The following is a 22,843-nucleotide window of genomic DNA, read 5'->3' on the forward strand; positions in this document are numbered from 1 at the left end:
GCCGATGGCTGCAATCAAGACGCCTGCCACCGCTTGTCGGGGCCGGGAAGCAACAGACACGGACGTTCTACGATAGTGGACGCTCCTGAGAGGTGCCTAATAGCCCTCGAGGAGGGGGAATCGGCGCGCTGACGGCCCGCCCTCCCCTGAAGGCGGGCTGGGGCGCGCCTCGTTCGGGCACTAAAATTGCACGGGCTGCTCCGTCGACCAAGACTCGGGGACAAGCCCCATTTATGAGGAGACAACGTGGCGACCGACGAGGCTGACTTCACCCAGGTATTCCGTGGCTACGACAAAGACGAGGTCGACAAGGCCATCCAGGGCCTCCGCCGTGATCTCATCCAGGCGAACGCGCAGAGCACTGAATCGGCCAAGGAAGTCAAGCGTCTCGGCGCCAGGATCGACGACCTCAACGCCGAGATCGAAGAGGTCGGCAGCCCCACCTTCTCGGGGCTGGGCACCAAGCTCGAAAACACGTTGCGCGTTGCCGAAGAGCAGTCCACCCGGGTGATCGCCCAGGCCGACATCGACGCCGAGAAGCTGCGTGCCTCGGCGTCCGCCGAGATCGACGCGCTCAAACGCCAGGCCTCCGAACACGCGGAGCGCACGGTGTCCGACGCCACGGTCAAGGCCGGCCGTCTTCTCACCGACGCCCAAACCGAGGCCGACGACCTGCTCGGCCGGGCCGCGCAGACCCATGAACAGCTCACCCAGGATGCCCTGCACGAGGCCGCCGCCATCCGCGGCGCCGTGGCCACGGAGGCCGCAGAGCTCCGGGCCACGGTCAAGCGTGAGGTTGCCGCCATCCGTTCGGAGGCCGAACGGGAGGCCGCCGAGGTGCGGGTCGTCGCCCAGCGCGAAGCCACCGAGGCGCGGGAGATCGCCGCGGGACTGACCCGCGAAACCGAGTTGACGCGCGCCGAGGTGGCTCACGAGCTGGACCAGCAGCGCGCCGACCTGGCCCGCGAGACCGAGCAGGCCCGCATCGACCTCGCGAGCGAGACCGAGCAGGACCGCATCGACCTCGCTCGCGAAACCGAGCAGGCCCGCATCGACCTGGCCCACGAGACCGAGCAGGCCCGCTCCGACCTGTCCGTGGAGATCGAGCAGGGCCGCACCGACCTGGCGCGGGAGATCGACCAGGGCCGCGCGGACCTCGCCATCGAGGGTGAGCAGGCGCACACCGACCTGGATCGCGAACTGGACCGGGACCGCGCGATTGTGACCCGTGACCTCGACAAGGCGCACGCCGACCTCGCCGCCGAGGTCGAGCAGGCCAGGGCCGACCTCGCACGGGAGCTCGAGCAGACCAAGGCTGACTTCGACGCGGACAGCGAGCAGGCCAGAATCGACCTGGACAACCACCTCACCGCCACGCGCAAGCGGGGCGAGCACGAGGCGGCCAAGTTGCGCCGCGAGATCGACCAGATCCGGGCCGACCTCGAGGTGGAGCTCAAGGCCCGCAGGGACGAGGCCGAGCAGGACCACCTGGCCCGGCATCAGGCCGCCGTCGCCCAAACCCAGCGTTACCTCGACGACTCCTCGGCCCAACTCGCCGACACGAATGCCCGCACCGTGGAGCTGCGTGCGGTGAACGAGAAGCTGGATGCCGGCGCCCGCGCCGAAGCGAAGGCCGCCAAGGCCAAGGCCGACGACGACGCCGAGCGCATCGTCCGTGACGCCGAGGACCGCGCAGCCGCCCTCGTCGCGGACGCGGAGACACGCACCCGCGAACTCGTCACCGACGCCGAAGACCGACTGGCGCAGATTAGGATTGAGCGCGACTCAGTCGCCGGTTACTTCGAGAGCCTGCGCAGCGTCCTGACCCAGGCGGAGAAAGTGAACGCCGACCAGGAGTAGTCAGTTCAGCGGCCCGGACAAGCAAGTGGAGACCCAGTGAAAATTCAAAACGCCTTCCGTCTGGGCCTGGTCGGCACCCTCGGCGTGGGTCTGGGCCTGTTGATCATCAACTCGGTCATCTCGCTGTCGACCATCATCACCTACGTCGGTGCCGCCCTCTTCCTGGCCCTCGGCCTCGACCCCGCCGTGTCCTGGCTGGAGAAGAAGAAGTTCCCGCGCTGGGCCGCCATCCTCACAGTGCTCGTCACTGTGCTGGGAGTGCTCACCGGTGTGGTGTTCGCGATCGTGCCCATCGTCGCCGACCAGGTCGCCAACCTGTCCGACCGCATCCCCGCCCTGGTGAGGTCGGTGAACACGGCGACGTTCCTCGTCGACGTGCAGAAGCAATTCCCCGCCCTGGACGTGCAGGCCATTGTGAAGTCGGTGACCGACTATCTCGGCGGCAACCTCACCGAGATCACCGGCACCATCGTCGCCTCCGGATTCGCCCTGGTCTCCGGGCTGTTCGGCGGACTGATCATCCTGATTCTCACCCTGTACTTCACGGCGTCGCTGAACACCATGAAGCGGGCCACCTACCAGCTGGTTCCGGCGTCCAAGCGGGAACGCTTCGCGGACCTGAGCGAGCAGATCACCACGGCCGTCGGCCGCTTCATCGTGGGCCAGGGCGCCCTCGCCGCCTGCAACGGCATTCTCAGCTTCATCTTCCTGTCGATCATCGGCGCCCCGTTCCCGGCCCTGCTGGCGCTGATCGCGTTCCTGTTCTCGCTGATCCCGCTGGTGGGAACCATCACGGGGTCGGTCATCATCGTCGCCACCTGCACGATTCCCGGCATCGGGAGTTCCTGGCTCACCGTGCTCGTCGCCGGCATCTACTACCTGATCTACATGCAGGTGGAGGCGTACGTGCTCAGCCCGAACATCATGAACCGCGCCGTTGCCGTTCCTGGTGCGGTCGTCGTCGTGGCCGCCCTGGCCGGCGGGTCACTGCTCGGTATCCTCGGCGCCCTCATCGCGATCCCGGTCGCGGCGTCGGTCATCATGATCATCAAGCAGGTCGTGATCCCCCGCCAGAACGAGCTCTAGGCGGTCAGGAGCCGCCCAGCCCGACCGGCACGCCTATCGGACCGCCGGCGTGCGGCCGGGCGCCCAGCGGCTGGCTAGAGCTCGCCCAGCCATTCCTCAGGGAGCGGACCGGCCGACGGGTTGACAACGCCGACGATCTCGTTGAGCACGCGACGGGTCTGATTCTCCCCCACCCACAGGTGTTTCGCCCCGTCCACCGCGATCAACCGGGCCTCCGGCACGCTCGCGAACCGGGTGCGGGCCTCGTCTGGACGCAGGTAGTCGTCGTGCTCCGGCACCAGAACCACGAGCTCACGTTCGTTGCCCGCCCACGCCGCCAGTTCAGCATCCGTGGCCCGGTGGAGCGGCGGAGAGAGCAGGATCGCGCCGCGGATGGGGTAGTCCAGACCGTACTTGATCGCGAGCTCGGTGCCGAACGACCAGCCGACCAACCAGGGCTCGGGCAGTCCGCGCTCGGCGACGAAGGCCATCGCGGCGGCCACGTCGGCCCGTTCCGCGTCGCCGTGCCCGAAGCTGCCCTCGCTGGTGCCCCTGGGCGACGTCGTGCCGCGGGTGTTGAACCGCAGCACGGCCAGGTCGGCCAGCTCAGGCAGGCGGCCGGCCGCCTTCCGCAGAATGTGCGAATCCATGAAACCGCCGTGGGTGGGCAGCGGATGCAGGGTGACCAGGGTCGCCACGGCGGGCCGGTTCAGTGGCGTGGCCAGTTCGCCCACCAGGGTGAGCCCGTCGTCGGTGTGCAGTTCGATGTGTTCGCGGGTGGCGGGCAGGTCGATCCCGCCGCGGATCTGGACTGGTGCGGCCATGGTGGTGCTCCTCATCGGGGTGGGCGCCTGCGCCAACGGTTCGGCTACTTGATCTTCCAGCAATGCAGATGCCAGTGCCGCCGGGCGGCGAGGTCGGCAGCATCACCGGTGACGCCGTCACCGCGCCAGGTCACCATGTGACCGACGCCGGGAGCGATCTCGAGCCGGCAGCCTGGGCACAGGTAGGTCTTGGCCGCCTGGGCGGCACTGATGGGCTGCACATGCCAGAGCCCATCGCGTTTCACTTCGGTGCGCCGCCAGCCTGCCAGCATCCGAGACAGGTCGTCGGACTCGTCTTCTCCGGTGCCGGATCTGCGGCCCTTCGGGCGGTTGCTGCGCGGCATGGTGCAAGTCTAACCCTGGGGCGACCGGCCTACCGGGGCCAGTGGGTGGGGTGGCTAGTACCAGCCGACGTCGCCGGAATGGGCCCAGGCGCCGCACGGGGTGCCGTAGCGGCCGCTGATGTAGCCCAGGCCCCACTCGATCTGGGTGCCGGCGTTGGTCTCCCAGTCGGAGCCGGCGGTGGCCATCTTCGAGCCGGGCAGCGCCTGCGGGATACCGTACGCGCCACTGGGGTTGGCGGCGTTGACGCGCCAGCCGGATTCCTTGTTCCAGAGCGACACCAGGCAGCTGTACTGGTCTTCGCCCCAGCCGCGGGACGCAACGGCGCCGTAGGCGTAGGCCTGCGCCGATCCAGGGTCGGGCACGGCGGCGGGCGCCGCTTTGGCGGATTCGGACGACGAGGATGACGCCACCTCGACCGGAACCGGAGCGGGCTCAGGTTCGGGTACGGTCACGGAGAATCCGTCGATCACGACGGTGTTGGCCACGGTGCTGGCCACGAGCAGGGACTGGGCGGCTTCGCCCTGATACCGGTCTGAGGCGGCGCCGGGCACCTGGAAGTACGGTGACGCCGTCGCACCAGAGTAGGGGTCGACGACGGTGACGAGCACGAAAGCGGCCGCGGCGGTGAACGCGAAGAGCGACAGCGCCACGTGACTGCGGGACCGCGGGCGGTGCATGCTCCGCTGGGTCGGCTTGGCGGCGACGTGCACGGCGACTGCGCCGAAGGGTGCACGAAGCGGACGGTTGGCCGGTGCGCTCACCGGCGATACGCCTGAATCAGGCGCGGAAATGTTGAGATGTCTACCCACGATGTTTCGACCCTAACCCACTTCGTGTGTAACAGCCAGGTAACGACACGCAGATGTCACCGAACGGCGAGCATCACGTCGACGACACTGTCGAGAACCAGGTCGACCTGGGCCTCGCGATAACCGCCCCGTTGCGGCCGGAAAACCGCTGTGCGCACGTCATCGACAGTGACTTGGCGGCCATCCTGGAAGTAGGACACCAGCTTGGTCGCGAGGCGGTCCACCTCTGACCTGTTGTAGCCGGTGCTGAGGAAGCTGGTGCGAGAGAATCGGTGCCCGTCAGGTCGGCCGAGTCGGTTGATGAGCACCTGGGCGGTCTGCCGTGCCTCGTCCAGCCACGCCTCCGGTCCGGCGTCGCTGGTGGCGCGCTCGCGTTCCCTGGCCGCGAAGGCATCCTCGAGACGCTCCATCGCCGCATCCACGTGGGTGGGTGAGTAGCCGCCCTTCTGCATCGCGAAGGCGGTGTGCCGGATATCGGCCGCCGTGAGCGGGTCGGTCTCCTCGGCGGCGTCGTAGGCTTGCCGGGTGGAATCGAGGAACTCCTCGACCTGCTTGAGGTTGTAGCCGAGCATCTTCTTGCTGGTTCGCGGAAACGTAGTGCTCACAGGCTCATTCTGCCCCACCGGACGCCGAGTGTCGAAAGCGGCCAAGTCAGGCAAAGATCAGGTAGAGCGCGTATGCCGCAGCGGCCGACGGCAGGATCGAGTCGAGGCGGTCCAGGAACCCGCCGTGGCCGGGCAACCAGGAGCTCATGTCCTTGATGCCGAGGTCACGCTTGATCAGCGACTCCGCGAGGTCTCCGAACGTCGCCGTGATCAGGATCACGACGCCGAAGATCGGGCCGAACCACCACGGTTCGCCCAGCATGAAAACGGCGAGCAGGATACCGACGAGGATGCAGACGATGGCGGCGCCGGCGAAACCTTCCCAGGTCTTCTTGGGGCTGATCGACGGCACCATCCGGTGCTTGCCGAACGAGAGGCCGGCAGCGTACGCGGCGGTGTCCGCGGAGATCACCAGAAGAAGGAACGCCAGCGTCCACCACTGGCCGCCGTCCTGGGTGACCAGCAGCACGGCGAAGCTGGAGAGGAAGACCACGTACACCTGGATCAGGAAGCCGCCGCCGATATCGCCGAGGACGACCCTGGCCGGGGCCCGGTGCCGCGGGAAGGCGAGCATGGCAACCCGCCAGAACGTGATGAAGACGATGCCGCCCAGCGTGGCGAGCCACTGTCCGCCCGCGTCCCAGTAGAACGCCGCGGGCACCACGGCCACCGCCGACAGCAGCACCGGGATCCTGGGCACCTTGCGGCCGCCTCGGCGGAGTGCTTCGGCGAGTTCGAAGGCTGTGAAGCCGACGATTACGAAGGCGACGATCATGAACAGCTCTTTGATGAAGATCAGGCTCACGAGCATCGAACCGCCCAAGACCAACCCGATCAGGGTCGCCAGGATCAGGTTGCGCCCGGTGCGGGCCTCGATGCGTTCGTTCGTCGCATCAAGCTGCGCCTTGGTGGCCTGCACCTGACGCTCGATGTCAGCCCTGGTGGACTGCACCTGCGCCCGGAACTCGGCTCGGCCGGCGCCGCGACCCCGGTGGGGTGGCTGGGTGGGCCCTGGATCATCCGTCATGCGCTGGCCTCCCCTAGATGGCGAGGAGTTCGGCTTCCTTGCGCTTGAGAGCGTCGTCGATCGCGTCGATGTGCGTCTTGGTGATCTGCTCGAGTTCCTTCTCGGCGCGGGCCACGTCGTCGTCTCCGACCTCGCTCTTCAGCGCGTCGAGTTCGTCCTTGGCCTTGCGGCGCAGGTTGCGCACCGACACCTTGGAGTCCTCGCCCTTGGTCTTGACGATCTTGACGTATTCCTTGCGGCGATCGTTGGTGAGCTCGGGCAGCGAGGCCCGGATGACGATGCCGTCGTTGCCGAGGTTGGCGCCGAGGTTCGGGGTGTCCCGGATGGCGTTCTCGATGTCGCGCAGGGCGCTCTTGTCGTACGGCGTGATCAGGAGCGTGCGGGCTTCCTGGTTCTGCAGCGAGGCGAGCTGGCCGAGCGGTGTCGGCGTGCCGTAGTAGTCGACCAGGATCTTCTGGAACATCTGGGGGTTCGCACGGCCCGTTCGCACGGTGGCGAAGTCTTCCTTCGCGGCCTCGACGGCCTTATCCATGCGCTGGGTGGTGTCGGTCAGGACATCCGTAATCACGGTGACTCCTTCTTCGGTGGCTTCAATAATCCTAGTTGGAGACGAGGGTTCCCAGTTCAGCGCCGAGGATGGCGGCGGTCACGTTGCCGTGCGGAGCCATCCCGAACACCCGCATGGGCATGCTGTTGTCCATGCACAGGCTGAACGCGGTCGAGTCGACGACCTTGAGGCCGCGCTGGAGCGCGTCCTGGTAGGTGATGCTGTGGATCTTGTGTGCGTCGGGGTTGGTGCGCGGGTCGTCGGAGTAGACCCCGTCGACGCCGTTCTTGGCGACCAGGACAACCTCGGCACCGATCTCGAGGGCGCGCTGGGCGGCCACGGTGTCGGTGGAGAAATAGGGCAGGCCGGCGCCGGCGCCGAAGATGACGACGCGGCCCTTCTCGAGGTGCCGTTCGGCGCGGCGCGGAATGTAGGGCTCGGCGACCTGGGTCATGGCGATGGCGGACTGCACGCGGGTTTCGGCGCCGGCCTGCTCCAGGAAGTCCTGCAGGGCCAGGGCGTTCATCACGGTGCCCAGCATGCCCATGTAGTCGGCCCGGCCGCGGTCCATGCCGCGCTGGGAGAGCTCCGCGCCGCGGAAGAAGTTGCCGCCGCCGACGACGATGGCGATCTCTACGCTCTTGGCGGCTTCGGCGATCTCGCGGGCCAGGCTGCTGATGACGTCGGGGTTGACGCCGAGGCTTCCCGCCCCGAACGCTTCGCCGGACAGTTTGAGGAGGACCCTGCGCTTCGTACCCGTGTCTGACATGCCCGTGAGCGTCCTTCCGTTGGAACCAATGAATCTAAAACTACCGGTTGAGCACCGGTGGGCTGTAATGCGGGGCCCGGCGGAAACCTGCCGGGCAGAGAAGAAGGAGACCGGATTGCCTGGGCAACCGATCTCCTCCTTGTCTGTTACTGCTGTTCTCTTACCGCGGTGCTGACTACGCGCCGACCTTGAACCGGGCGAAGCCGGTAACGGTCAGGCCGGCGTCGGAGAGAACCTTCGCGACGGACAACTTGTTGTCCTTCGCGTAGTCCTGCTCGAGCAGGGCGACCTGCTTGAAGTACGCGTGGATGCGTCCTTCAACGATCTTCGGCAGCGCGGCGGCCGGCTTGCCTTCGTTCTCGCTGATCTCGGTGACGATGCGACGCTCGGCCTCGACGGCTTCCGCGGGGACGTCTTCGCGAGCCAGGTACTCCGGGTTCGCGAACGAGATGTGCTGAGCGATGCTGCGAGCGGTCGCGGCATCCTCACCGGTGTAGCCCAGGACAACACCGACCTGCGGGGGCAGGTCCTTGCTGGTCTTGTGCAGGTAGATCTCGAAGTTGTCACCGGTGACGGCTGCGACACGGCGAAGTTCGAACTTCTCACCGATGATCGCGGCTTCGCCGTTGATGAGATCTCCGACGGTCTGGCCATCTGCCGGAGCGGCAAGCGCCTCGGCGACGTTGGTGGCGCCGGCAGCGGAGACCGCGTCCAGAACCTTCTCGGAGAGAGCGCCGAACTTCTCGCCCTTGGCGACGAAGTCGGTCTCGCAGGCGAGCTCGAGCAGGTAAGCGGTGTTGCCGATCACCTTGGCGGCCACGAGGCCCTCAGAGGTGGAACGGTCGGCGCGCTTGGCGTTGCCCTTTGCACCCTTGAGACGCAGGATCTCAACCGCGCGCTCGATGTCGCCATCGGCTTCGACGAGTGCGTTCTTGGTGTCGACCATGCCGGTGCCGAGGCGCTCGCGCAGGATCTTGACGGATTCGAGGTTGAAGTTTGCCATACCTGTTGTCCTTACTTGGTGTCGGCTACGGGAGCGTCGGCTGCAACCTCTTCGGTTGCGGCTTCGGCCGCTGCGGGCTCTGCTGCTTCGGCGGCGGGCGCCTCGTCTGCAACCGGCTCGGCGTCGACGGTGGCGTCGGCGACCTTCTCGGTGTCAGCGGAGGACTGCTCGGGCGTGGTCTCGGCCGGAGCGGCGAGCAGCTCGGCTTCCCACGCGGCGAGGGGCTCGACTTCGGCGCCCTCTTCCGGCTTCTGGTGACGCTGGATGAGGCCCTCGGCTGCGGCGTCCGCGATGATACGGGTGAGCAGGCCAACGGAGCGGATGGCGTCGTCGTTGCCCGGGATCGGGTACTGAACGTCGTCGGGGTCGCAGTTGGTGTCGAGGATCGCGATGACGGGGATGCCGAGCTTGCGCGCCTCGTCGATGGCGAGGTGCTCCTTGTTGGTGTCGACAACCCAGAGCGCGGACGGCGTCTTGGTCAGGTTGCGGATTCCGCCGAGGCTCTTGTGCAGCTTGACGAGCTCGCGCTTCTTGATGAGCATTTCCTTCTTCGTGAAACCGCTCTTGGCGGTGTCTTCGAAGTCGAGCTCTTCGAGCTCTTTCATGCGGGCCAGACGCTTGGAGACGGTCTGGAAGTTGGTGAGGAGGCCACCGAGCCAGCGCTGGTTGACGTAGGGCTGGCCGACACGCGTCGCCTGCTCCGAAATCGATTCCTGCGCCTGCTTCTTGGTGCCGACGAAAAGGATGGTGCCGCCGTGGGCGACGGTCTCCTTGACGAAGTCATAGGCCTTGTCAACGAACCCGAGCGACTGCTGCAGGTCGATGATGTAGATGCCGGAACGCTCGGTGAAGATGAAGCGCTTCATCTTCGGGTTCCAACGGCGGGTCTGGTGCCCGAAGTGCACGCCGCTGTCGAGCAGCTGGCGAATGGTTACGACGGCCATGAGCCGTACTCCTTATCCGACGTTTCTGCACAGCAGAAAACGCCCATCGGTTTGTGTCGTGATCGGATGATCACTACTCCTGGTGCCCGGCGCACATCCCGCCCGTCTTCTTGCGAAGTCGGGACCGAGTGGGTGTGTTGGCCGAATGGGCACGCGTAGTCAGCGCGCAAAGCGCTGCTCAGAGAACTCTAGCACCCGGCCGCCCCCTGCTGCTGACCAGCACCACCGGGGTGGGGCGCTCCCCCACAGGCGGTGCGGCCGGCGGTTCTCCACATCCTCGGTTCGCCGGCACCGCACCCGGCCGATTCGGCCGAGGGTGATGCCATGACCCGTTCATCTCACCCCGCACGACACCGGCATTCCGGCCGCTCACCGCGGCGCACGCCGCAACGTCGCACCGCTCCCGGTCGATTCCGGGTCGCCGCCCTATCGACGTGTGCCGCACTGGCCGTGCTTGTCGCCGGGTCCACGAGCGTCACAGGGTCCCCGGCGCTGATCCCGGCGTCGCATGCGTCCGCTGCGGAGTCGATGGTCCCCGCGGTGTCGGCAGTCTCGGCGGTGTCGGCAGTCTCGGCGTTGTCGGCAGTCTCGGCGGTGTCGGGGGCCTCCGCGGTCCCACTCCCCGGGGCCTCGGGAGCCACGGCAGCCTCGGCGGCGACCGAGGATGTGCCTGAGCCTGCACAGGAGGCCGTGCAGTCCGCCTGGAGTTGGCCGGTCGGCCCACCGCGGGACCTGGTGCGCCCGTTCGAGGCGCCCGCCAGCCGGTACGGGGCCGGACACCGCGGCATCGATCTCGTGGCCGCGGAGGGCCACCCGGTGCGCTCCCCCGCCGACGGCGTGGTGACCTTCGTCGGCACCGTGGTAGACAGACCGGTGCTGTCGATCCAACACGGCAACGACCTGGTCTCCAGTTTCGAGCCTGTCACCGCAACGGTGAGCGAGGGCGAGCGGGTGCGGGCCGGACAGGTGATCGGGATCGTGGCGGCGGGTGCGCACTGCACGGGTCGATGTGTGCACTTCGGTGTGCGCCGCCACGGCCAGTACGTCTCTCCGACGCTTTTTCTCGGCGGCCTGGCGCGCGCCGTGCTGCTGCCACTGCCCCCGACCGGACCGGTGCCGCGGCCGGGGCGGTGAGATCCGGCCAGGCTGCGCGGTCAGACCCGGCCAGGCTGCGCGCTGAGGTCCTCGAGGCTTCGGGTCAGCGGTGCGGGGTAGGTCCGCGTTGCGGGGTAGGGCAGCGCGGACGACCGGGTCAGGCGCGGGGGTGCGCGAGTCGGTAACTCTGCTGCAGCCGCTCCGCAGAGACGTGGGTGTAGATCTGCGTCGTGCCGAGGCTGGCGTGGCCGAGCATTTCCTGCACCGCGCGCAGATCGGCGCCACCGTCGAGCAGGTGCGTGGCCGCGGTATGGCGCAGGGCGTGCGGACCGGCCGGACCGGTGCCTGGCATCGACTCGAGCAGGGCTGCGACCAGGCGGTACACGGCGCGCACCCCGAGGCGTTGCCGGTGGCTGCCCAGGAACAGGGCCGAACCGGACGGCTTCGTTCCTGACCGGGTCGCGCCAGGGTCCGCAGCGGCCAGCGCCGGACGAGCAGCCTGCAGGTACCGCACGATGGCGGTCTGCGCCGGCACCCCGAACGGCACGACACGTTCATTGTCTCCCTTGCCGGTGACCCGCACGGTCAAACGCGACAGGTCGACGTCCCCCACGTCGAGCCCCACGAGCTCCGAAACCCGCAGCGCGGAGGCGTACAGCAGCTCGATGATGGCCAGGTTGCGCACTGCGCCGGGATCACCGGTGCTCGCGGCGACCTCGAGCTTGTCCAACAGATCCTGCATCTGGGTGCGGTTGATCACCCTCGGCAGAGTTCGCCCGGGTTTCGGGGAGCGCAGCCGCACGGCGGGATCGCTGGGCAGCACGCCGTCCCGGGTGAGCCACGCAGTGAACCCCCGCGCCGACGCGGAGCGCCTGGCGATGGTCGCCCGCGCCAGGCCCGCCTGGGTGCCCTCCCACAGCCAGTCGCGCAGCAGCTCCAGGGTCAAGCCGTCGACGGTGCCGACAGCCCGCTCCTCGGCAAAGGTCGCCAACCCGCACAGGTCCGCGCAGTACGCGCGCACCGTGTTCACCGAAAAGCCGCGTTCGGTCGCGAGATAGCGGGCGAAGCCGTCTATCGCCGGGTCGAGGTGCATGCCTCCAGCATCCCCCGACCCGGATGGGATAGCGGCAGCGACTCGGGAAACTGCCCCATTCGCCCGCGCATCTCCGGAGGTCTCCTGCGGCGTGGTGTCTCCCCGGCGCCGCTATCGGGCCGGTTGCGGGGCGTGCCGGGAAAACGCCTTCAGCCGGTCCGCGGGGCTGAGCGCCTCCATCCGGTCGACGTAGGCCGGGTCGAACCGGGTGACGATGTCGAAGGTGCCCAGGGGAACGTTCGAGTGCACCACCTGGTCGGCGTAGACATGCACGAGGTTGATCGACTGGCCGCCGCCCAGCCCGGTCAGCTGACGCGGTGGCGCCGCCGCGTCGATCGTGTAGCAGGTGGCCGCCGCGACCGACACTGGAATCCCGGCGAACAGTCCCGTCGTGGCGTAATGCAGGTGGCCGCCCAGGATTGCGCGCACGTCGCTGCCCGCGAGCACCTCGGCGAGCGCCGCCTGCTCCTGCAGCTCCAGAATCGTCATCAACGGCAGGGCCGTGGGCAGCGGTGGGTGATGCAGGGCCAGTACCGACCCGTGCTCGGCCGGCCGGCTCAGTACGTCGCGCAGCCAGCCAAGCTGGTCGGCCGTCACCTCACCGTGGTGATAGCCGGGCACGCTGGTGTCCAGGGAGATCACCCGCAGTCCGTTCACGTCGACAACCCCGTCGACGGGTGCGTCGTGGCCGGCACTGCGCAACAGTTCGGTGCGGAACGCCGTGCGCTCGTCGTGGTTGCCCATCACCCAGACCAGCGCGGCGCCCATCCGTTCTGCGGACGCCTCGACGATGTCGCGCACCCGGCGGTAGGCATCGGGCTCGCCGCGGTCGGCGATGTCACCGGTGAAGAGCAGGGCGTCGATGGCCAGACCGGAGGCCTCCAGCTGCGCCATCGCGCGATGCACGGTGCTGTCGGTGTCCACCGCGTCGTACAGCAGCCGCCCGGAGCCGTCTGCACTCGTGCCGAGGAAGTGGGTGTCGCTGAGGTGGGCGATGAGGTGGGAGGCCGGCGGGTACTGGCCCATCTGCACGTTAGGGCCCGGCGCGGTTGCGCTCTGCATGGCTGCGCTCTGCATGGCTGCGCTCTGCGCGGTCGGGCTCTGCACGGTGAGGCTCTGCGCGGTGAGGCTCTGCGCGGCTCTGCTCTGCGCGGCTCTGCTCTGCACGTTGGGCCCCGGCTGAGCTGCGTCCGGTGCCTCGGTCGGTGTTGTTCCCGTCATGCTTGACCCCTCACGATCGCAGATGCTGGCGACGCGTCTGATCTACTGCGCCGTCACGAATCACCCTAAGCGCACCCACCGACCGAACCCAGTAGGCCCGAGTGCCCAACTGGTGCCGCTGCGGACAAGTGCGCCCGGTGTGCCGGCACCAATTGTCCGCACGGGACACAGTTGGGCCGGCGCCTCAGGTGACCCGCACCCAGCCGGTGGCACGTTCCCGCGCCGCCCCCTCAAGGTCCAGGGTGCCGAGAACGCCGAGCACCGCCGTGGTCGACAGTCCGGACCGCCGGGCGATGTCGGCTGGAACCCGAGGCGCCCGCACGCTGAGCGCGTCGAACACCCGCACCTGGTCGCTCGTGCGTTCCCGAGTCCCCTGCCTGCCATCCGTGCCGTCCACGCCGGTGAGGTCGAGTTCCAGGTCGACCCCGACGCCCATCAATTCGGCCATTTCAGCGGCCGTGGTCACACAAATGGCGTCGTAGTCCCGCAGCAGCCGGTGGCAACCGGCCGAGGTGGGCGAGGTCACCGGTCCGGGCACCGCGCCCAACGGACGGCCCAAAGCCGCGGCGTGCCCGGCGGTGTTGAGCGAGCCGGAGCGCCAGCCCGCTTCGAGCACCACGGTGGCACCGGTGGTCGCCGCGATCAGGCGGTTCCGCTGTAGAAACCGCCACTTAGTGGGCGGCGCGCCACAGGGCAGCTCCGAGAGCACCGCGCCAGCCTCCACGATGCGGGTGAGCAGGGCGTCATGCCCGCTGGGGTAGAACCTGTCGACTCCCCCGGCCAGGAACGCGACTGTCGTCCCGTTGCTGGCCAGCGCCGAGCGATGAACCATGCCATCGATGCCATACGCTGCGCCGGAAACGACGGCCAGGCCCCTGTCGACGAGGCCGGCCGCGGCCTCCAGCGCCACGTGTTCGCCGTACCCGGTGGCAGCACGCGCGCCGACGAGTGCGATCGAATGGCGAAGCGCCGCGAGGGCGTCCGTTCGGCCCCGCCACCACAGGGCGAGGGGGGCGTGCCGTTCCAGGTCACCGACACCGACCGGCCAGAGCGGGTCGCTCGGGAGGAGCAGGGCCGTCCCGGTGCGCCGGGCCTGCTGGAGCGACCGGATCACCTCGGTGGACGACAACCGTGGCCGCCATCGGGAGAGCGCCTGCTCCAGCTCCGGGCGGAGCCCCGCAGGGTCCCCCGCCGCATACTCGTTGACGGTGTCCGTAAGCGTGCCGGCCAGCCGGTCCGGTGGCCACGCCTCGACCACCGAGCGGAGGGCCGCTGCCGCTCCGAGCAGGCCCACTACGGCGCCGGCCACCCCGTCGCCGGGTTCGGCGATGGTGGTCCAGGCCGCCCGGGCGAAAACCTCCTCCGGCGCCGACACCCTCGTATCGTGCTGGGTATCGGTGAGCTGGGCGTCGAGGGGCACCGCATCCGCGGGCTGCACCCCACCCGGTGCTGCGGCTGGCGAGCGCACACCGGCGGTGAGTTCGGTCACCACCGCCTCGTCGAGTCCGAACAGTGTCATGACGCCATTCCTTTCCGCAGGTAGAGTGCCTGCCCCACTTCGTCTGGTCCAGGTCTGGCCACGCCGGTCAGGTCCGCGACGGACCAGGCCACCCGCAGGATCCTGTCGTAGCCGCGCATGGTGATGCCTCCCCGTTCCAGGGCGCGGTCCAGCATGGCCGTCACCGGTGCCCCCAGCCGCATCTCGGGGCTCCGCAGCCAGGGCCCGGACACCTGCGAGTTCAGCGTCCACGGCGTGCCGGCCAGACGCTCCGCGGCGGTCTGACGCGCGCCCACCACGTTGTTTCTGGCCGCCGCGCTGGACAGCCGCCCGCCGTCGGCGGCGATGCGCAATTGCGCGGCGGTCACCCTGCTCACGGTGAGTTGGATGTCGATACGGTCCAGCAGCGGGCCGGAGATGCGTGCCAGGTAGCGGCGTCGGGAGTTCGGCGGGCAGGTGCACTCCTGATCCCCCGCGCCATACTGACCGCACGGGCACGGGTTCGCGGCGAGCACCAACTGGAACCTGGCGGGGAAATGCGCGACGGCGTTCGCCCGGTGGATGCTGATCCGACCCGATTCCAGGGGCTGCCGCAGGGCGTCCAGCACGGCGCCGGCGAACTCCGGTGCCTCATCGAGGAAGAGCACCCCGTGGGACGCCCGCGCCGCTGCCCCTGGCCGGATCTGTCCGCTGCCACCACCGACCATCGCCGCTGCAGTGATGGTGTGGTGCGGCGCCTCCAACGGTGGTCTGGTGACCAGGGAGCGCACCACCGCGCGGCCACTCAGCGACCGCAGTGAGCTCACTTCCAGCGATTCGGCGGGGCTCAGGTCGGGCAGCAGTCCGGGCAACCTGGCCGCGAGCATGGTCTTGCCCGCACCGGGCGGGCCGAGCATGAAGAGATGGTGTCCGCCGGCCGCGGCCACCTGCAGGGCGAGGATGGCCTCGTCGTTGCCGACCACGTCGAGCAGGTCGAGGTTGTCGTCGACCGGGTCGTCCTCCACCGGGGCGCAGAGCACCTCCACCTCCTGGTGCTCCAGCCTGGCGCCGTGCCAGATCAGCGCCTCGCGCAGCGACGCCACCCCCACCACGCGGATCCCCGGCACCAGGGCAGCCTCCTCGGCGTTGCCGGCCGGCACCATCACCGTGCGGTGCCCCAACCGTACTGCGGCGATCACCGCGGGCAGCATGCCGGGTGTGGGGCGCAGTCGCCCGTCCAGGGCCAGCTCGCCGATGTGCACGACGGCGCCCACCGACGCGGCGGGCACGACGTTGTCCGCGGCCAGGCAGGCCAGGGCGATGGCGAGGTCGAAGCCCGAACCGTGCTTGCGGAGGGCCGCGGGCGAAAGGTTCACGGTGAGCCTGTGCCCGTTCAACGCGCAACCCGAGTTCTTGGCCGCGGCGCGCACCCGTTCGGCGGCCTCGGCCAGGGCCGCATCCGGCAGCCCGATCAGCCGCATCCCCGGCAGCTGGCTCGAGATGTCGGCTTCCACCTCAACGAGCGATCCAGCCAGGCCGATCAGGGCCACGGAGTGGGTGCGGGCCAGGCTCATCAGAACACGCCTTCGAGGTGCTCCACCACGGGCACACGGCCGGGGCGTGCGATCACGGCGACGGCGTCGATCCGGATGTTCTTGGCCCGCGGCTCGAATTGTGCGCACCAGGCGCCGGCCAGCCGGCGTAGCCGGGCCAGCTTGGCCACCGTGATGGCTTCGAACGGATGCCCATAGCCGGTTCCGGAGCGGGTCTTCACCTCGACGAACACGATGTCGCCGTCCTTTGCCACGATCAGGTCGATCTCGCCCTGCGCGCAACGCCAGTTGCGTGCCACCACGACGTAACCGGCCCCCGCCAGGAACGCCGCTGCGCAATCTTCACCGAGCCGGCCCAATTCGTCTTTGCGTGCCACGAGCACCTCCGCGACCAGCGTGCGGGGACCCGCTTCGGTAGGGCCGGCGGTGCACGAGCCTGTGCAGACATACGAGGGCCCGCTCCCTGTGGAGGAGCGGGCCCTCGCGGGTATCGGCTACACCGTGTCGGTGCGCTCCGTCGCCTGCATCTCCTTCGACGCTTGGCTGAGTTCCTTGTCGAGCTCCTTGGCGTCGACCTTGAGCTCCTTCTGGATGTGCTTCTGCGCGACGAGGCCGGCCTTGTTGAACTCTTCGTCCAGGCGGTCCTTGCCCACCACGATGAGCGCGGCCTCACCGGAATCGAGCATCTCGCCGAGTTCCTTGATGTCACCTCGGTCCAGGCTCCGCCAGAAGTGGCCGACGACGCTGCCGGCCGCACCCCCGACGATGGCGCTGCCGATGATGGCCGGCGGGAAGAGCAAACCGACGACGGCGCCGGCGGCCACACCGGTCCAGCCGACGTGCTTGCTGGTCTTGCGGTGCACCTGCACCGAGCCGTCGGCCTCCTTGATGGCAACGGCGGCGTCGTACGTTCCGATCACCTTGCTGGAATGCAGCTCACGCACAACCTCGAGGTCGGACTCGGCTGTGGCCGTGTTGGGGTACACGCCGAGATAGAGGAAGACGGATTCGTCGGACATGGAAGCTCCTTAGATTCTGGGCGTACGGGGATGAAGCGCTGTCGCAGGGGACGGTATCCATCCCCCGTACGGGTGTCAACCAGCGGCGGCGATACGGGGCGCAAGGCCACAGGCCTAGGCTGATCCGGTGATCTCCAACCGCCTGACCGACCTGTCCATGCGAGCGATGAACGCCGTGCACCGGTCGCTGCAGATGCTCTCCCGCGGCCGGCTCGGCTGGAAGATCGGGCCGATGCCCGTGGTGGAGCTGCACACCATCGGGCGCACAAGCGGCCAGCGGCGCTCCACGATGCTCACCGCCCCGATCCACGAGGCGAACCGGGTGGTGCTGATCGCGTCGAAGGGCGGCGACGACCGCCACCCGTTCTGGTACCTCAACCTGGTCGACCAGCCCGATGTCGAGCTCACCGAGAACGGAATCACCCGGCCGATGCGGGCCCGCACGGCCAGCGAGGCCGAGAAGGCGGCGCTGTGGCCCGCGATCGTGCGGGCGTATTCGGGGTATGCCGGCTACCAGCGAAGGACCGCCCGGAACATCCCTGTGGTCATCTGCGAACCGCGCACGCCCTAGGGCATCAGCGGGTCAGCCGCGTGAGCGCCGAGTCGTCGCCGGCGAACGCGGCATCCGTGGCGCGCAGCACGCGCAGTACGTTGGCGCCGGCCAACGCGGCCAACTCGGCGGCACTCCAGCCGCGCCGGGCCAGTTCGACCAACAGCGCCGGGTATCCGTCGACGCCGTCGAGCTCGTCGGGAAAGTCGTCGGTGCCGTCGAAGTCCCCGCCCAGGCCGATGTGACGGATGCCGGCCACGGCGCGGGCATGCTCCACGTGGTCGGCCACCTGCGCCACGGTCACCCGGGGAGCCGGCGTGCTTTTGTCGCCGCCGAACCAGACGGCGTACTCCGCCGAGACGAACTGGGGCACGAACGTGACCATCAGCACGCCGTCGTTCGCGGCCAGACGGCTGAGCACATCGTCGGGCACGTTGCGAGGATGCGCCGTGACGCCGGAGCAGGAGCTGTGGCTGAAAATCACCGGGGCACTGCTCACGTCCAGCGCCGCGTGCGCTGTCGCGGGCGAGACGTGCGAGAGGTCCACCAGCATGCCGAGCCGGTTGAGTTCCCGAACGTACTCCACGCCGCGGGGGCTCAAGCCGTTGTGAACTGGTTCGTCCGTGCCGGAATCGGCCCAGTCGGTGTTGTGCACGTGAGTCAGGGTGAGGTAGCGCACACCGAGCCTGGCCAGCATCCGCAGCACGGCAGGCGAGTCGTTGATGGAGTGCGCTCCCTCCGCTCCCAGCAACGAGGCGATGCGTCCGCTCGCGCGGGCGTTCTCCACATCGGCTGCGCTCGTGGCGATCACGAAGGTCTCCGGGTACCTGGCGGCGAGCCTGTAGACCCAGTCGATCTGTTCCAGGGTGCCCTGCACGGCGTCGGCGCCCGCGAGGGTGTCCTCGACGAAGACCGACCAGAATTGGGCACCCACCCGGCCGGCGCGCAGTCTGTTGATATCGGTGTCGGTGCTGAGCGCGCCGTCGAGACCTTCGACGGAGTAGTCCCGGTTTTCGCGGCACTCCCACGCCCAGTCGTTGTGGCCGTCGATGAGCGGAGCCAGATCCAGGGCCGCGTCGACGGTTGCCTGAGCGGTGTCGACCGAATGCGGCGTGGCGCGGTGGCGGGCCGCGGTGCCGGTCGATGCATCGTCCGTACGGGGGGCTCCGGCGCGGGCGGCAGCGGAACGGGACGAGTTCTTGCGAGCGGTCATCCGCACACGCTAGCAGCCGGGCGGCCGCAGGAACGGGCTACTCGTCGAGCGCGAGTTCCTTGGGCAGTTCGAACTCCTTCGACGCGAGCTCCTCCACGTTGACGTCTTTGAAGGTGAGCACCCGCACCGACTTCACGAACCGGTCGGACCTGTACACGTCCCAGACCCAGACATCCTTCATCGTCAGTTCGAAGTAGAAGTCGTGTTCGGTGTCACGACGCACGAGTTCAACCTCGTTTGCGAGATAGAAGCGGCGCTCGGTCTCGACGACGTACTGGAACTGCCCCACAACGTCTCGATACTCGCGGTATAGGGCCAACTCGACCTCGCGGTCGTAGTCCTCGAACTCTTCTTCTTCCATGGTGAGACAATCTTACGCGCAGAAGCTAGGCGGGGATTTTGAGCCAGCTGAGTCGGTGGTGTTCGCTGGGCCCGAGCGCACCGATGGCGCTCATGTGCGCGGCGCTGCCGTAACCCTTGTTGCCCGTCCAGCCGTAGCCGGGCGTGGTCAGGTCGGCCGCGATCATCAGTCTGTCGCGGTGCACCTTGGCGATCACGGATGCGGCGGAGACCGACGCGCAGTCCTGGTCCGCCTTGATGCGCGTCACGACCGAGAGCGGGGTGGTGAGGGCCTTGTTGAGCCAGTCGTCGTTGCCATCCAGGAGCACCACTCCGCCGGCGATATCGACGCCGGCGGCGTGCAGCTGCCCGAGTGCGCGCTTACCGGCCAGACCGAGCGCGGCGATGATGCCAACGGTGTCGACCTCGAGGGCCGAGGCCAGCCCCACGGCACTGTGCCGCACCCACGCGGCCGCGAGCGGGGCCAGCAGTTCCCGGCGCGGTTCGCTCAGCAACTTCGAGTCTCGTAGCCCAGCCGGGAAGGCTCCGACATCGCTCGTCACCACCGCGACTCCCACGGCGACGGGACCGGCGAGGGCACCGCGGCCGACCTCGTCGCAGCCGATCACGCAGCTGGCGCCGGCGGCGAGCATGGCGAGCTCCACCTCGAGGGTCGGTTCGACCACCGCCATCATCATGAGCGTGCCGCGGGGTGGATCAGATTCATTCGTCGGCCTCTTCGACCCCGCGGAACACCTCGGGGTAGTCGCCCAGCCAACTCCACCGGTCCAACGGCCAGCTGATCACCAGGGCACGGCCGACGACGTTGTCCATCGGCACGAAGCCCTTGCCGGGCGCGTTCGGGTGGTAGCGGGAGTCGAGCGAGTCGTAGCGGTTGTCGCCCATCACCCAGAGCGAATTCTCCGGAACGGTGACGTCGAACGCGTCCTTGGACACACTCGACTGGCCAGGGGGCAGCAGTGCGTACGGTTCGCTGAGCGGGATGTCGTTGACGCTCATCTGGCCCAGCGTGTTGCAGCAGACCACGTGGTCGCCGGGCAGGCCGATGATGCGCTTGATGAGGTGGTCGTTGCTGTCCGGGGCGGACAGCCCCACCACGGCCATGGTCCAGTCGAGTGCCGCGACGATCGGGTTCTGTTCGAGCGGCGCCTGAGGCGGCAGCCATCCACCCGGATCGCGGAACACGACGACGTCACCGCGGGAGACGGGCAGCAGGCCCGGTTCGAGCTGGTTGACGATGATCCGGTCGTTGACCAGCAGGGTGTTCTCCATCGACCCGGACGGGATGTAGAACGAGCGCACCAGGAACGTTTTGATCAGGAACGAGATGAGCAGTGCCACCACGAAAATGATGAGAAGGTCGCGAATGAAGATCGCGACGCCGCGCTTCTTGCGCGACGAATCTGATTCCAGGCGATGCGATCGCGAGGGCAGAGTGTTGTCTGTCATTTAACCGCCTGAGCTCCTCGCCCAGTTTAGCGGGGAGGAGCTCAGGGGGAAATCCAGCGGGCTGCGAAAACGCTCAGGCTGTTGGTCTGGCGAGTCGCGGCTGCCGGTTCTTAGTCGCGCTTTTCCTTGATCTTGGCCTTCTTGCCGCGGAGCCCGCGGAGGTAGTACAGCTTCGCGCGACGCACGTCACCACGGGTGATGACCTCGATGTGGTCGATGACCGGGGAGTGCACCGGGAAGGTACGCTCGACGCCGACCTGGAAGCTGACCTTACGGACGCAGAACGTCTCGCGAACGCCTTCGCCGGAGCGGCCGATGACGACGCCCTGGTAGACCTGAACACGCGAACGCGCGCCTTCAACGATGTTGACGTGGACCTTGACGGTGTCGCCGGCGCGGAACTCCGGGATGTCTGAACGCAGCGATGCCGCGTCCACCTGGTCGAGAATATGCATGTTATTCGCTCTCTGTACCCGCCACAGGTCGAGGACGTTTTAGTGGCGCCCCGCCCACTCACCGAAGGTGAGTTGGTGGCGACCAATTGAGTGTGTGCGTGCCGATATGAATGCAGCTCCCCTGTGGCAGAGACATGCCGCGGCACAAACGCTTATTCTGCCACTAAACAGCACCCGGCACCAAACCCCGGTGCGCGCACGACCTAGTTGTCGGCCGGCTTTTCTTGGATGATGATCACCGACGGGTCGGCCGGCGTCGGATGCGCCGGGTCTTGCCTGGCCGAATCCGGGCGGCCCGATGGCCGGTCGGTCATGGTGGGGAACGGGCTCGGGCCGGACGGGACCGTGCCGAACCTGGCGGTCTCGTCGATGTAGACCATGGCCTCGCGCACGCGCTTGCGCGCGGCATCGAAAAGCTCCCAGAGCGCGAACCAGAAGGCGCCGAGGCCCACCAGGACAACGAGCACCGACAGCCAGGGTGCCGTGACCGAGTACACGCCCATGAGCACGATCAGAGCGTGCCAGAGGGTGAGCACGCCCACATCGGCCCAGGAGACGGCCTTGTCGACGCGCACCTCCTTGCGGGCGAAGAAGAGCAGGCTCACCACGAGCAACCCGAACCCGATGGTCACCGCCCCGAAGGTGGCGCCGAGCACCTGCCAGGCCGTGCTGCCGAAAACCGAGGCGGCGACCATGAGCCAGAGCGGAAGCGCGCCAACGGCCACGAACTGCCAGTAGTAGAAGACCCTGCGGAGAATCACAGTCCCCAGATTACCCGCGAGCGGCGCGTCGAGCCTTGGAGTTCGCTGGAGGCAGAAGCTCGGCGTCGGCGTTGTCGAACGGCAAGAGGTCGGGGCGCACCGCTCGGGTGCGATCGATCTGCTGCTGATGACGCCAGGCGGCGATCGCGCCGTGGTTGCCGCTGAGCAGCACCGGCGGCACATCCAGCCCGCGCCAGCTGGCGGGCTTGGTGTAGCTCGGGTACTCCAGCAGGCCGTCCTCGTGCGATTCCTCCACGAGGCTCTCCGGGTTGCCGACGACGCCGGGAATGAGCCGCCCGATCGCCTCGATCATGGCCATCACGGCCACCTCTCCCCCGTTCAGCACGTAGTCGCCGAGACTGACCAGGCGCACCCGCCCGCGGCCCGCGAAGTGATCGACCACGCGCTGGTCGATACCTTCGTAGCGGCCGCAGCCGAAGACCAGGTGCGGCTCCTGGGCGAGCTCTCGCGCCATCGCCTGGGTGAACTGTTCACCCGCCGGCGACGGGAAGATCAGCACCGGGCCCGCATCCGTGTCGGTGCCGGTGTTGGCGCCGGTGTCGGCCGGAAGAATGCTGTCCAGCGCCTCGCCCCAGGGTTCGGGCTTCATCACCATGCCGGCGCCACCGCCGTATGGGGTGTCGTCGACGGTGTTGTGCCTGTCGTGGGTGAAGTCGCGCAGGTTGTGCACGGCAAGGTCGATCAGGCCGGCCTGCCGCGCCCGGCCGAGGAGGGAGATGTCCAGCACACCGAAGAACTCCGGAAAAATACTGATGATGTCGATGCGCATAGGGGCAAT

Annotated in this window: 26 protein-coding genes; 4 read left to right on the forward strand and 22 right to left on the reverse strand. The window is 68.2% G+C overall.

Annotated features, from left to right (window positions below; genetic code table 11):
- Positions 1 to 246 precede the first annotated feature (246 nt).
- Together ACEN2M_RS02265 and ACEN2M_RS02270 are read left to right on the forward strand one after the other, a co-directional pair.
- On the forward strand, positions 247 to 1,860 hold the full coding sequence (locus ACEN2M_RS02265; protein ID WP_441646482.1) for a hypothetical protein: 1,614 nt from the start codon (positions 247 to 249) through the stop codon (positions 1,858 to 1,860).
- Between the two features lie 36 nt (positions 1,861 to 1,896).
- A complete protein-coding gene (locus tag ACEN2M_RS02270) occupies positions 1,897 to 2,946 on the forward strand; it encodes an AI-2E family transporter (protein ID WP_441646483.1) in 1,050 nt (349 codons plus the stop codon).
- 74 nt (positions 2,947 to 3,020) lie between these two features.
- Here ACEN2M_RS02270 and ACEN2M_RS02275 read toward each other — a convergent pair whose 3' ends face one another.
- From ACEN2M_RS02275 to rpsB, 9 genes are all read right to left on the reverse strand, one after another.
- The gene (locus ACEN2M_RS02275; RefSeq protein ID WP_441646484.1) at positions 3,021 to 3,749 is read right to left on the reverse strand and encodes an alpha/beta hydrolase; all 729 of its coding nucleotides are present in this window, start codon (positions 3,747 to 3,749) and stop codon (positions 3,021 to 3,023) included.
- Positions 3,750 to 3,793: 44 nt separating this feature from the next.
- Complete coding sequence (locus ACEN2M_RS02280) at positions 3,794 to 4,093, reverse strand: hypothetical protein (protein WP_441646485.1); 300 nt, start codon at positions 4,091 to 4,093, stop codon at positions 3,794 to 3,796.
- 54 nt (positions 4,094 to 4,147) lie between these two features.
- On the reverse strand, positions 4,148 to 4,855 hold the full coding sequence (locus ACEN2M_RS02285; RefSeq protein ID WP_441646486.1) for a lytic transglycosylase domain-containing protein: 708 nt from the start codon (positions 4,853 to 4,855) through the stop codon (positions 4,148 to 4,150).
- 104 nt (positions 4,856 to 4,959) lie between these two features.
- Positions 4,960 to 5,508 (reverse strand): DivIVA domain-containing protein, encoded by a 549-nt coding sequence (locus tag ACEN2M_RS02290; protein WP_441646487.1) that lies wholly within the window; start codon positions 5,506 to 5,508, stop codon positions 4,960 to 4,962.
- Between the two features lie 46 nt (positions 5,509 to 5,554).
- Positions 5,555 to 6,535: a phosphatidate cytidylyltransferase gene (locus ACEN2M_RS02295; protein ID WP_441646488.1), complete on the reverse strand. Its 981-nt coding sequence runs from the start codon at positions 6,533 to 6,535 to the stop codon at positions 5,555 to 5,557.
- A 13-nt stretch (positions 6,536 to 6,548) separates the two neighbouring features.
- Complete coding sequence (gene frr / locus ACEN2M_RS02300) at positions 6,549 to 7,103, reverse strand: ribosome recycling factor (RefSeq protein ID WP_441646489.1); 555 nt, start codon at positions 7,101 to 7,103, stop codon at positions 6,549 to 6,551.
- A 31-nt stretch (positions 7,104 to 7,134) separates the two neighbouring features.
- The gene (gene pyrH / locus ACEN2M_RS02305; RefSeq protein WP_088456458.1) at positions 7,135 to 7,851 is read right to left on the reverse strand and encodes a UMP kinase; all 717 of its coding nucleotides are present in this window, start codon (positions 7,849 to 7,851) and stop codon (positions 7,135 to 7,137) included.
- Between the two features lie 175 nt (positions 7,852 to 8,026).
- Complete coding sequence (gene tsf / locus ACEN2M_RS02310; protein ID WP_441646490.1) at positions 8,027 to 8,854, reverse strand: translation elongation factor Ts; 828 nt, start codon at positions 8,852 to 8,854, stop codon at positions 8,027 to 8,029.
- 11 nt (positions 8,855 to 8,865) lie between these two features.
- Positions 8,866 to 9,798 carry a 30S ribosomal protein S2 gene (gene rpsB, locus ACEN2M_RS02315; protein ID WP_441646491.1) on the reverse strand — a complete coding sequence of 311 codons (933 nt, stop codon included), beginning with the start codon at positions 9,796 to 9,798 and terminating at the stop codon, positions 8,866 to 8,868.
- A 666-nt stretch (positions 9,799 to 10,464) separates the two neighbouring features.
- Here rpsB and ACEN2M_RS02320 point away from each other — a divergent pair.
- Positions 10,465 to 10,932 (forward strand): M23 family metallopeptidase, encoded by a 468-nt coding sequence (locus tag ACEN2M_RS02320; protein ID WP_441646492.1) that lies wholly within the window; start codon positions 10,465 to 10,467, stop codon positions 10,930 to 10,932.
- A 118-nt stretch (positions 10,933 to 11,050) separates the two neighbouring features.
- Here the strand turns inward: ACEN2M_RS02320 and ACEN2M_RS02325 are convergent, their stop codons facing one another.
- The 6 genes from ACEN2M_RS02325 to ACEN2M_RS02350 form a co-directional block, all read right to left on the reverse strand.
- Positions 11,051 to 11,986: a tyrosine recombinase XerC gene (locus ACEN2M_RS02325; protein WP_441646493.1), complete on the reverse strand. Its 936-nt coding sequence runs from the start codon at positions 11,984 to 11,986 to the stop codon at positions 11,051 to 11,053.
- Positions 11,987 to 12,097: 111 nt separating this feature from the next.
- Complete coding sequence (locus tag ACEN2M_RS02330) at positions 12,098 to 13,207, reverse strand: phosphodiesterase (protein WP_441646494.1); 1,110 nt, start codon at positions 13,205 to 13,207, stop codon at positions 12,098 to 12,100.
- 184 nt (positions 13,208 to 13,391) lie between these two features.
- Complete coding sequence (locus tag ACEN2M_RS02335; RefSeq protein WP_441646495.1) at positions 13,392 to 14,726, reverse strand: DNA-processing protein DprA; 1,335 nt, start codon at positions 14,724 to 14,726, stop codon at positions 13,392 to 13,394.
- Positions 14,723 to 16,258, reverse strand: a complete 1,536-nt coding sequence (locus ACEN2M_RS02340; RefSeq protein ID WP_441646496.1) for a YifB family Mg chelatase-like AAA ATPase — start codon at positions 16,256 to 16,258, stop codon at positions 14,723 to 14,725. Before ACEN2M_RS02340 ends, ACEN2M_RS02335 begins: the two co-directional genes overlap by 4 nt.
- A complete protein-coding gene (locus ACEN2M_RS02345) occupies positions 16,258 to 16,614 on the reverse strand; it encodes a YraN family protein (protein ID WP_441646497.1) in 357 nt (118 codons plus the stop codon). Before ACEN2M_RS02345 ends, ACEN2M_RS02340 begins: the two co-directional genes overlap by 1 nt.
- Positions 16,615 to 16,731: 117 nt before the next feature.
- On the reverse strand, positions 16,732 to 17,256 hold the full coding sequence (locus ACEN2M_RS02350; RefSeq protein WP_441646498.1) for a DUF1269 domain-containing protein: 525 nt from the start codon (positions 17,254 to 17,256) through the stop codon (positions 16,732 to 16,734).
- A gap of 127 nt (positions 17,257 to 17,383) precedes the next feature.
- On the opposite strand from ACEN2M_RS02350, the gene ACEN2M_RS02355 reads away from it, so the two are divergent.
- On the forward strand, positions 17,384 to 17,827 hold the full coding sequence (locus ACEN2M_RS02355; protein WP_441646499.1) for a nitroreductase/quinone reductase family protein: 444 nt from the start codon (positions 17,384 to 17,386) through the stop codon (positions 17,825 to 17,827).
- Positions 17,828 to 17,831: 4 nt separating this feature from the next.
- Here ACEN2M_RS02355 and ACEN2M_RS02360 read toward each other — a convergent pair whose 3' ends face one another.
- From ACEN2M_RS02360 to trmD, 7 genes are all read right to left on the reverse strand, one after another.
- A complete protein-coding gene (locus ACEN2M_RS02360) occupies positions 17,832 to 19,019 on the reverse strand; it encodes a dipeptidase (protein WP_441646500.1) in 1,188 nt (395 codons plus the stop codon).
- A gap of 37 nt (positions 19,020 to 19,056) precedes the next feature.
- Complete coding sequence (locus ACEN2M_RS02365; RefSeq protein ID WP_130176401.1) at positions 19,057 to 19,380, reverse strand: DUF2469 family protein; 324 nt, start codon at positions 19,378 to 19,380, stop codon at positions 19,057 to 19,059.
- A gap of 25 nt (positions 19,381 to 19,405) precedes the next feature.
- Positions 19,406 to 20,050 (reverse strand): ribonuclease HII, encoded by a 645-nt coding sequence (locus ACEN2M_RS02370; protein ID WP_441646501.1) that lies wholly within the window; start codon positions 20,048 to 20,050, stop codon positions 19,406 to 19,408.
- A 31-nt stretch (positions 20,051 to 20,081) separates the two neighbouring features.
- A complete protein-coding gene (gene lepB, locus ACEN2M_RS02375; RefSeq protein ID WP_441646502.1) occupies positions 20,082 to 20,828 on the reverse strand; it encodes a signal peptidase I in 747 nt (248 codons plus the stop codon).
- 110 nt (positions 20,829 to 20,938) lie between these two features.
- The gene (rplS, locus tag ACEN2M_RS02380; RefSeq protein WP_441646503.1) at positions 20,939 to 21,283 is read right to left on the reverse strand and encodes a 50S ribosomal protein L19; all 345 of its coding nucleotides are present in this window, start codon (positions 21,281 to 21,283) and stop codon (positions 20,939 to 20,941) included.
- Between the two features lie 203 nt (positions 21,284 to 21,486).
- Positions 21,487 to 22,044, reverse strand: coding sequence for an MFS transporter (locus ACEN2M_RS02385; RefSeq protein WP_441646504.1), 558 nt, complete (start codon positions 22,042 to 22,044; stop codon positions 21,487 to 21,489).
- A 10-nt stretch (positions 22,045 to 22,054) separates the two neighbouring features.
- On the reverse strand, positions 22,055 to 22,834 hold the full coding sequence (gene trmD, locus ACEN2M_RS02390) for a tRNA (guanosine(37)-N1)-methyltransferase TrmD (protein ID WP_441646505.1): 780 nt from the start codon (positions 22,832 to 22,834) through the stop codon (positions 22,055 to 22,057).
- Positions 22,835 to 22,843 lie beyond the last annotated feature (9 nt).

Origin of the sequence: Cryobacterium sp. W22_MBD10_FK3 (assembly GCF_052113745.1) — a bacterium.
GTDB lineage: Bacteria > Actinomycetota > Actinomycetes > Actinomycetales > Microbacteriaceae > Cryobacterium.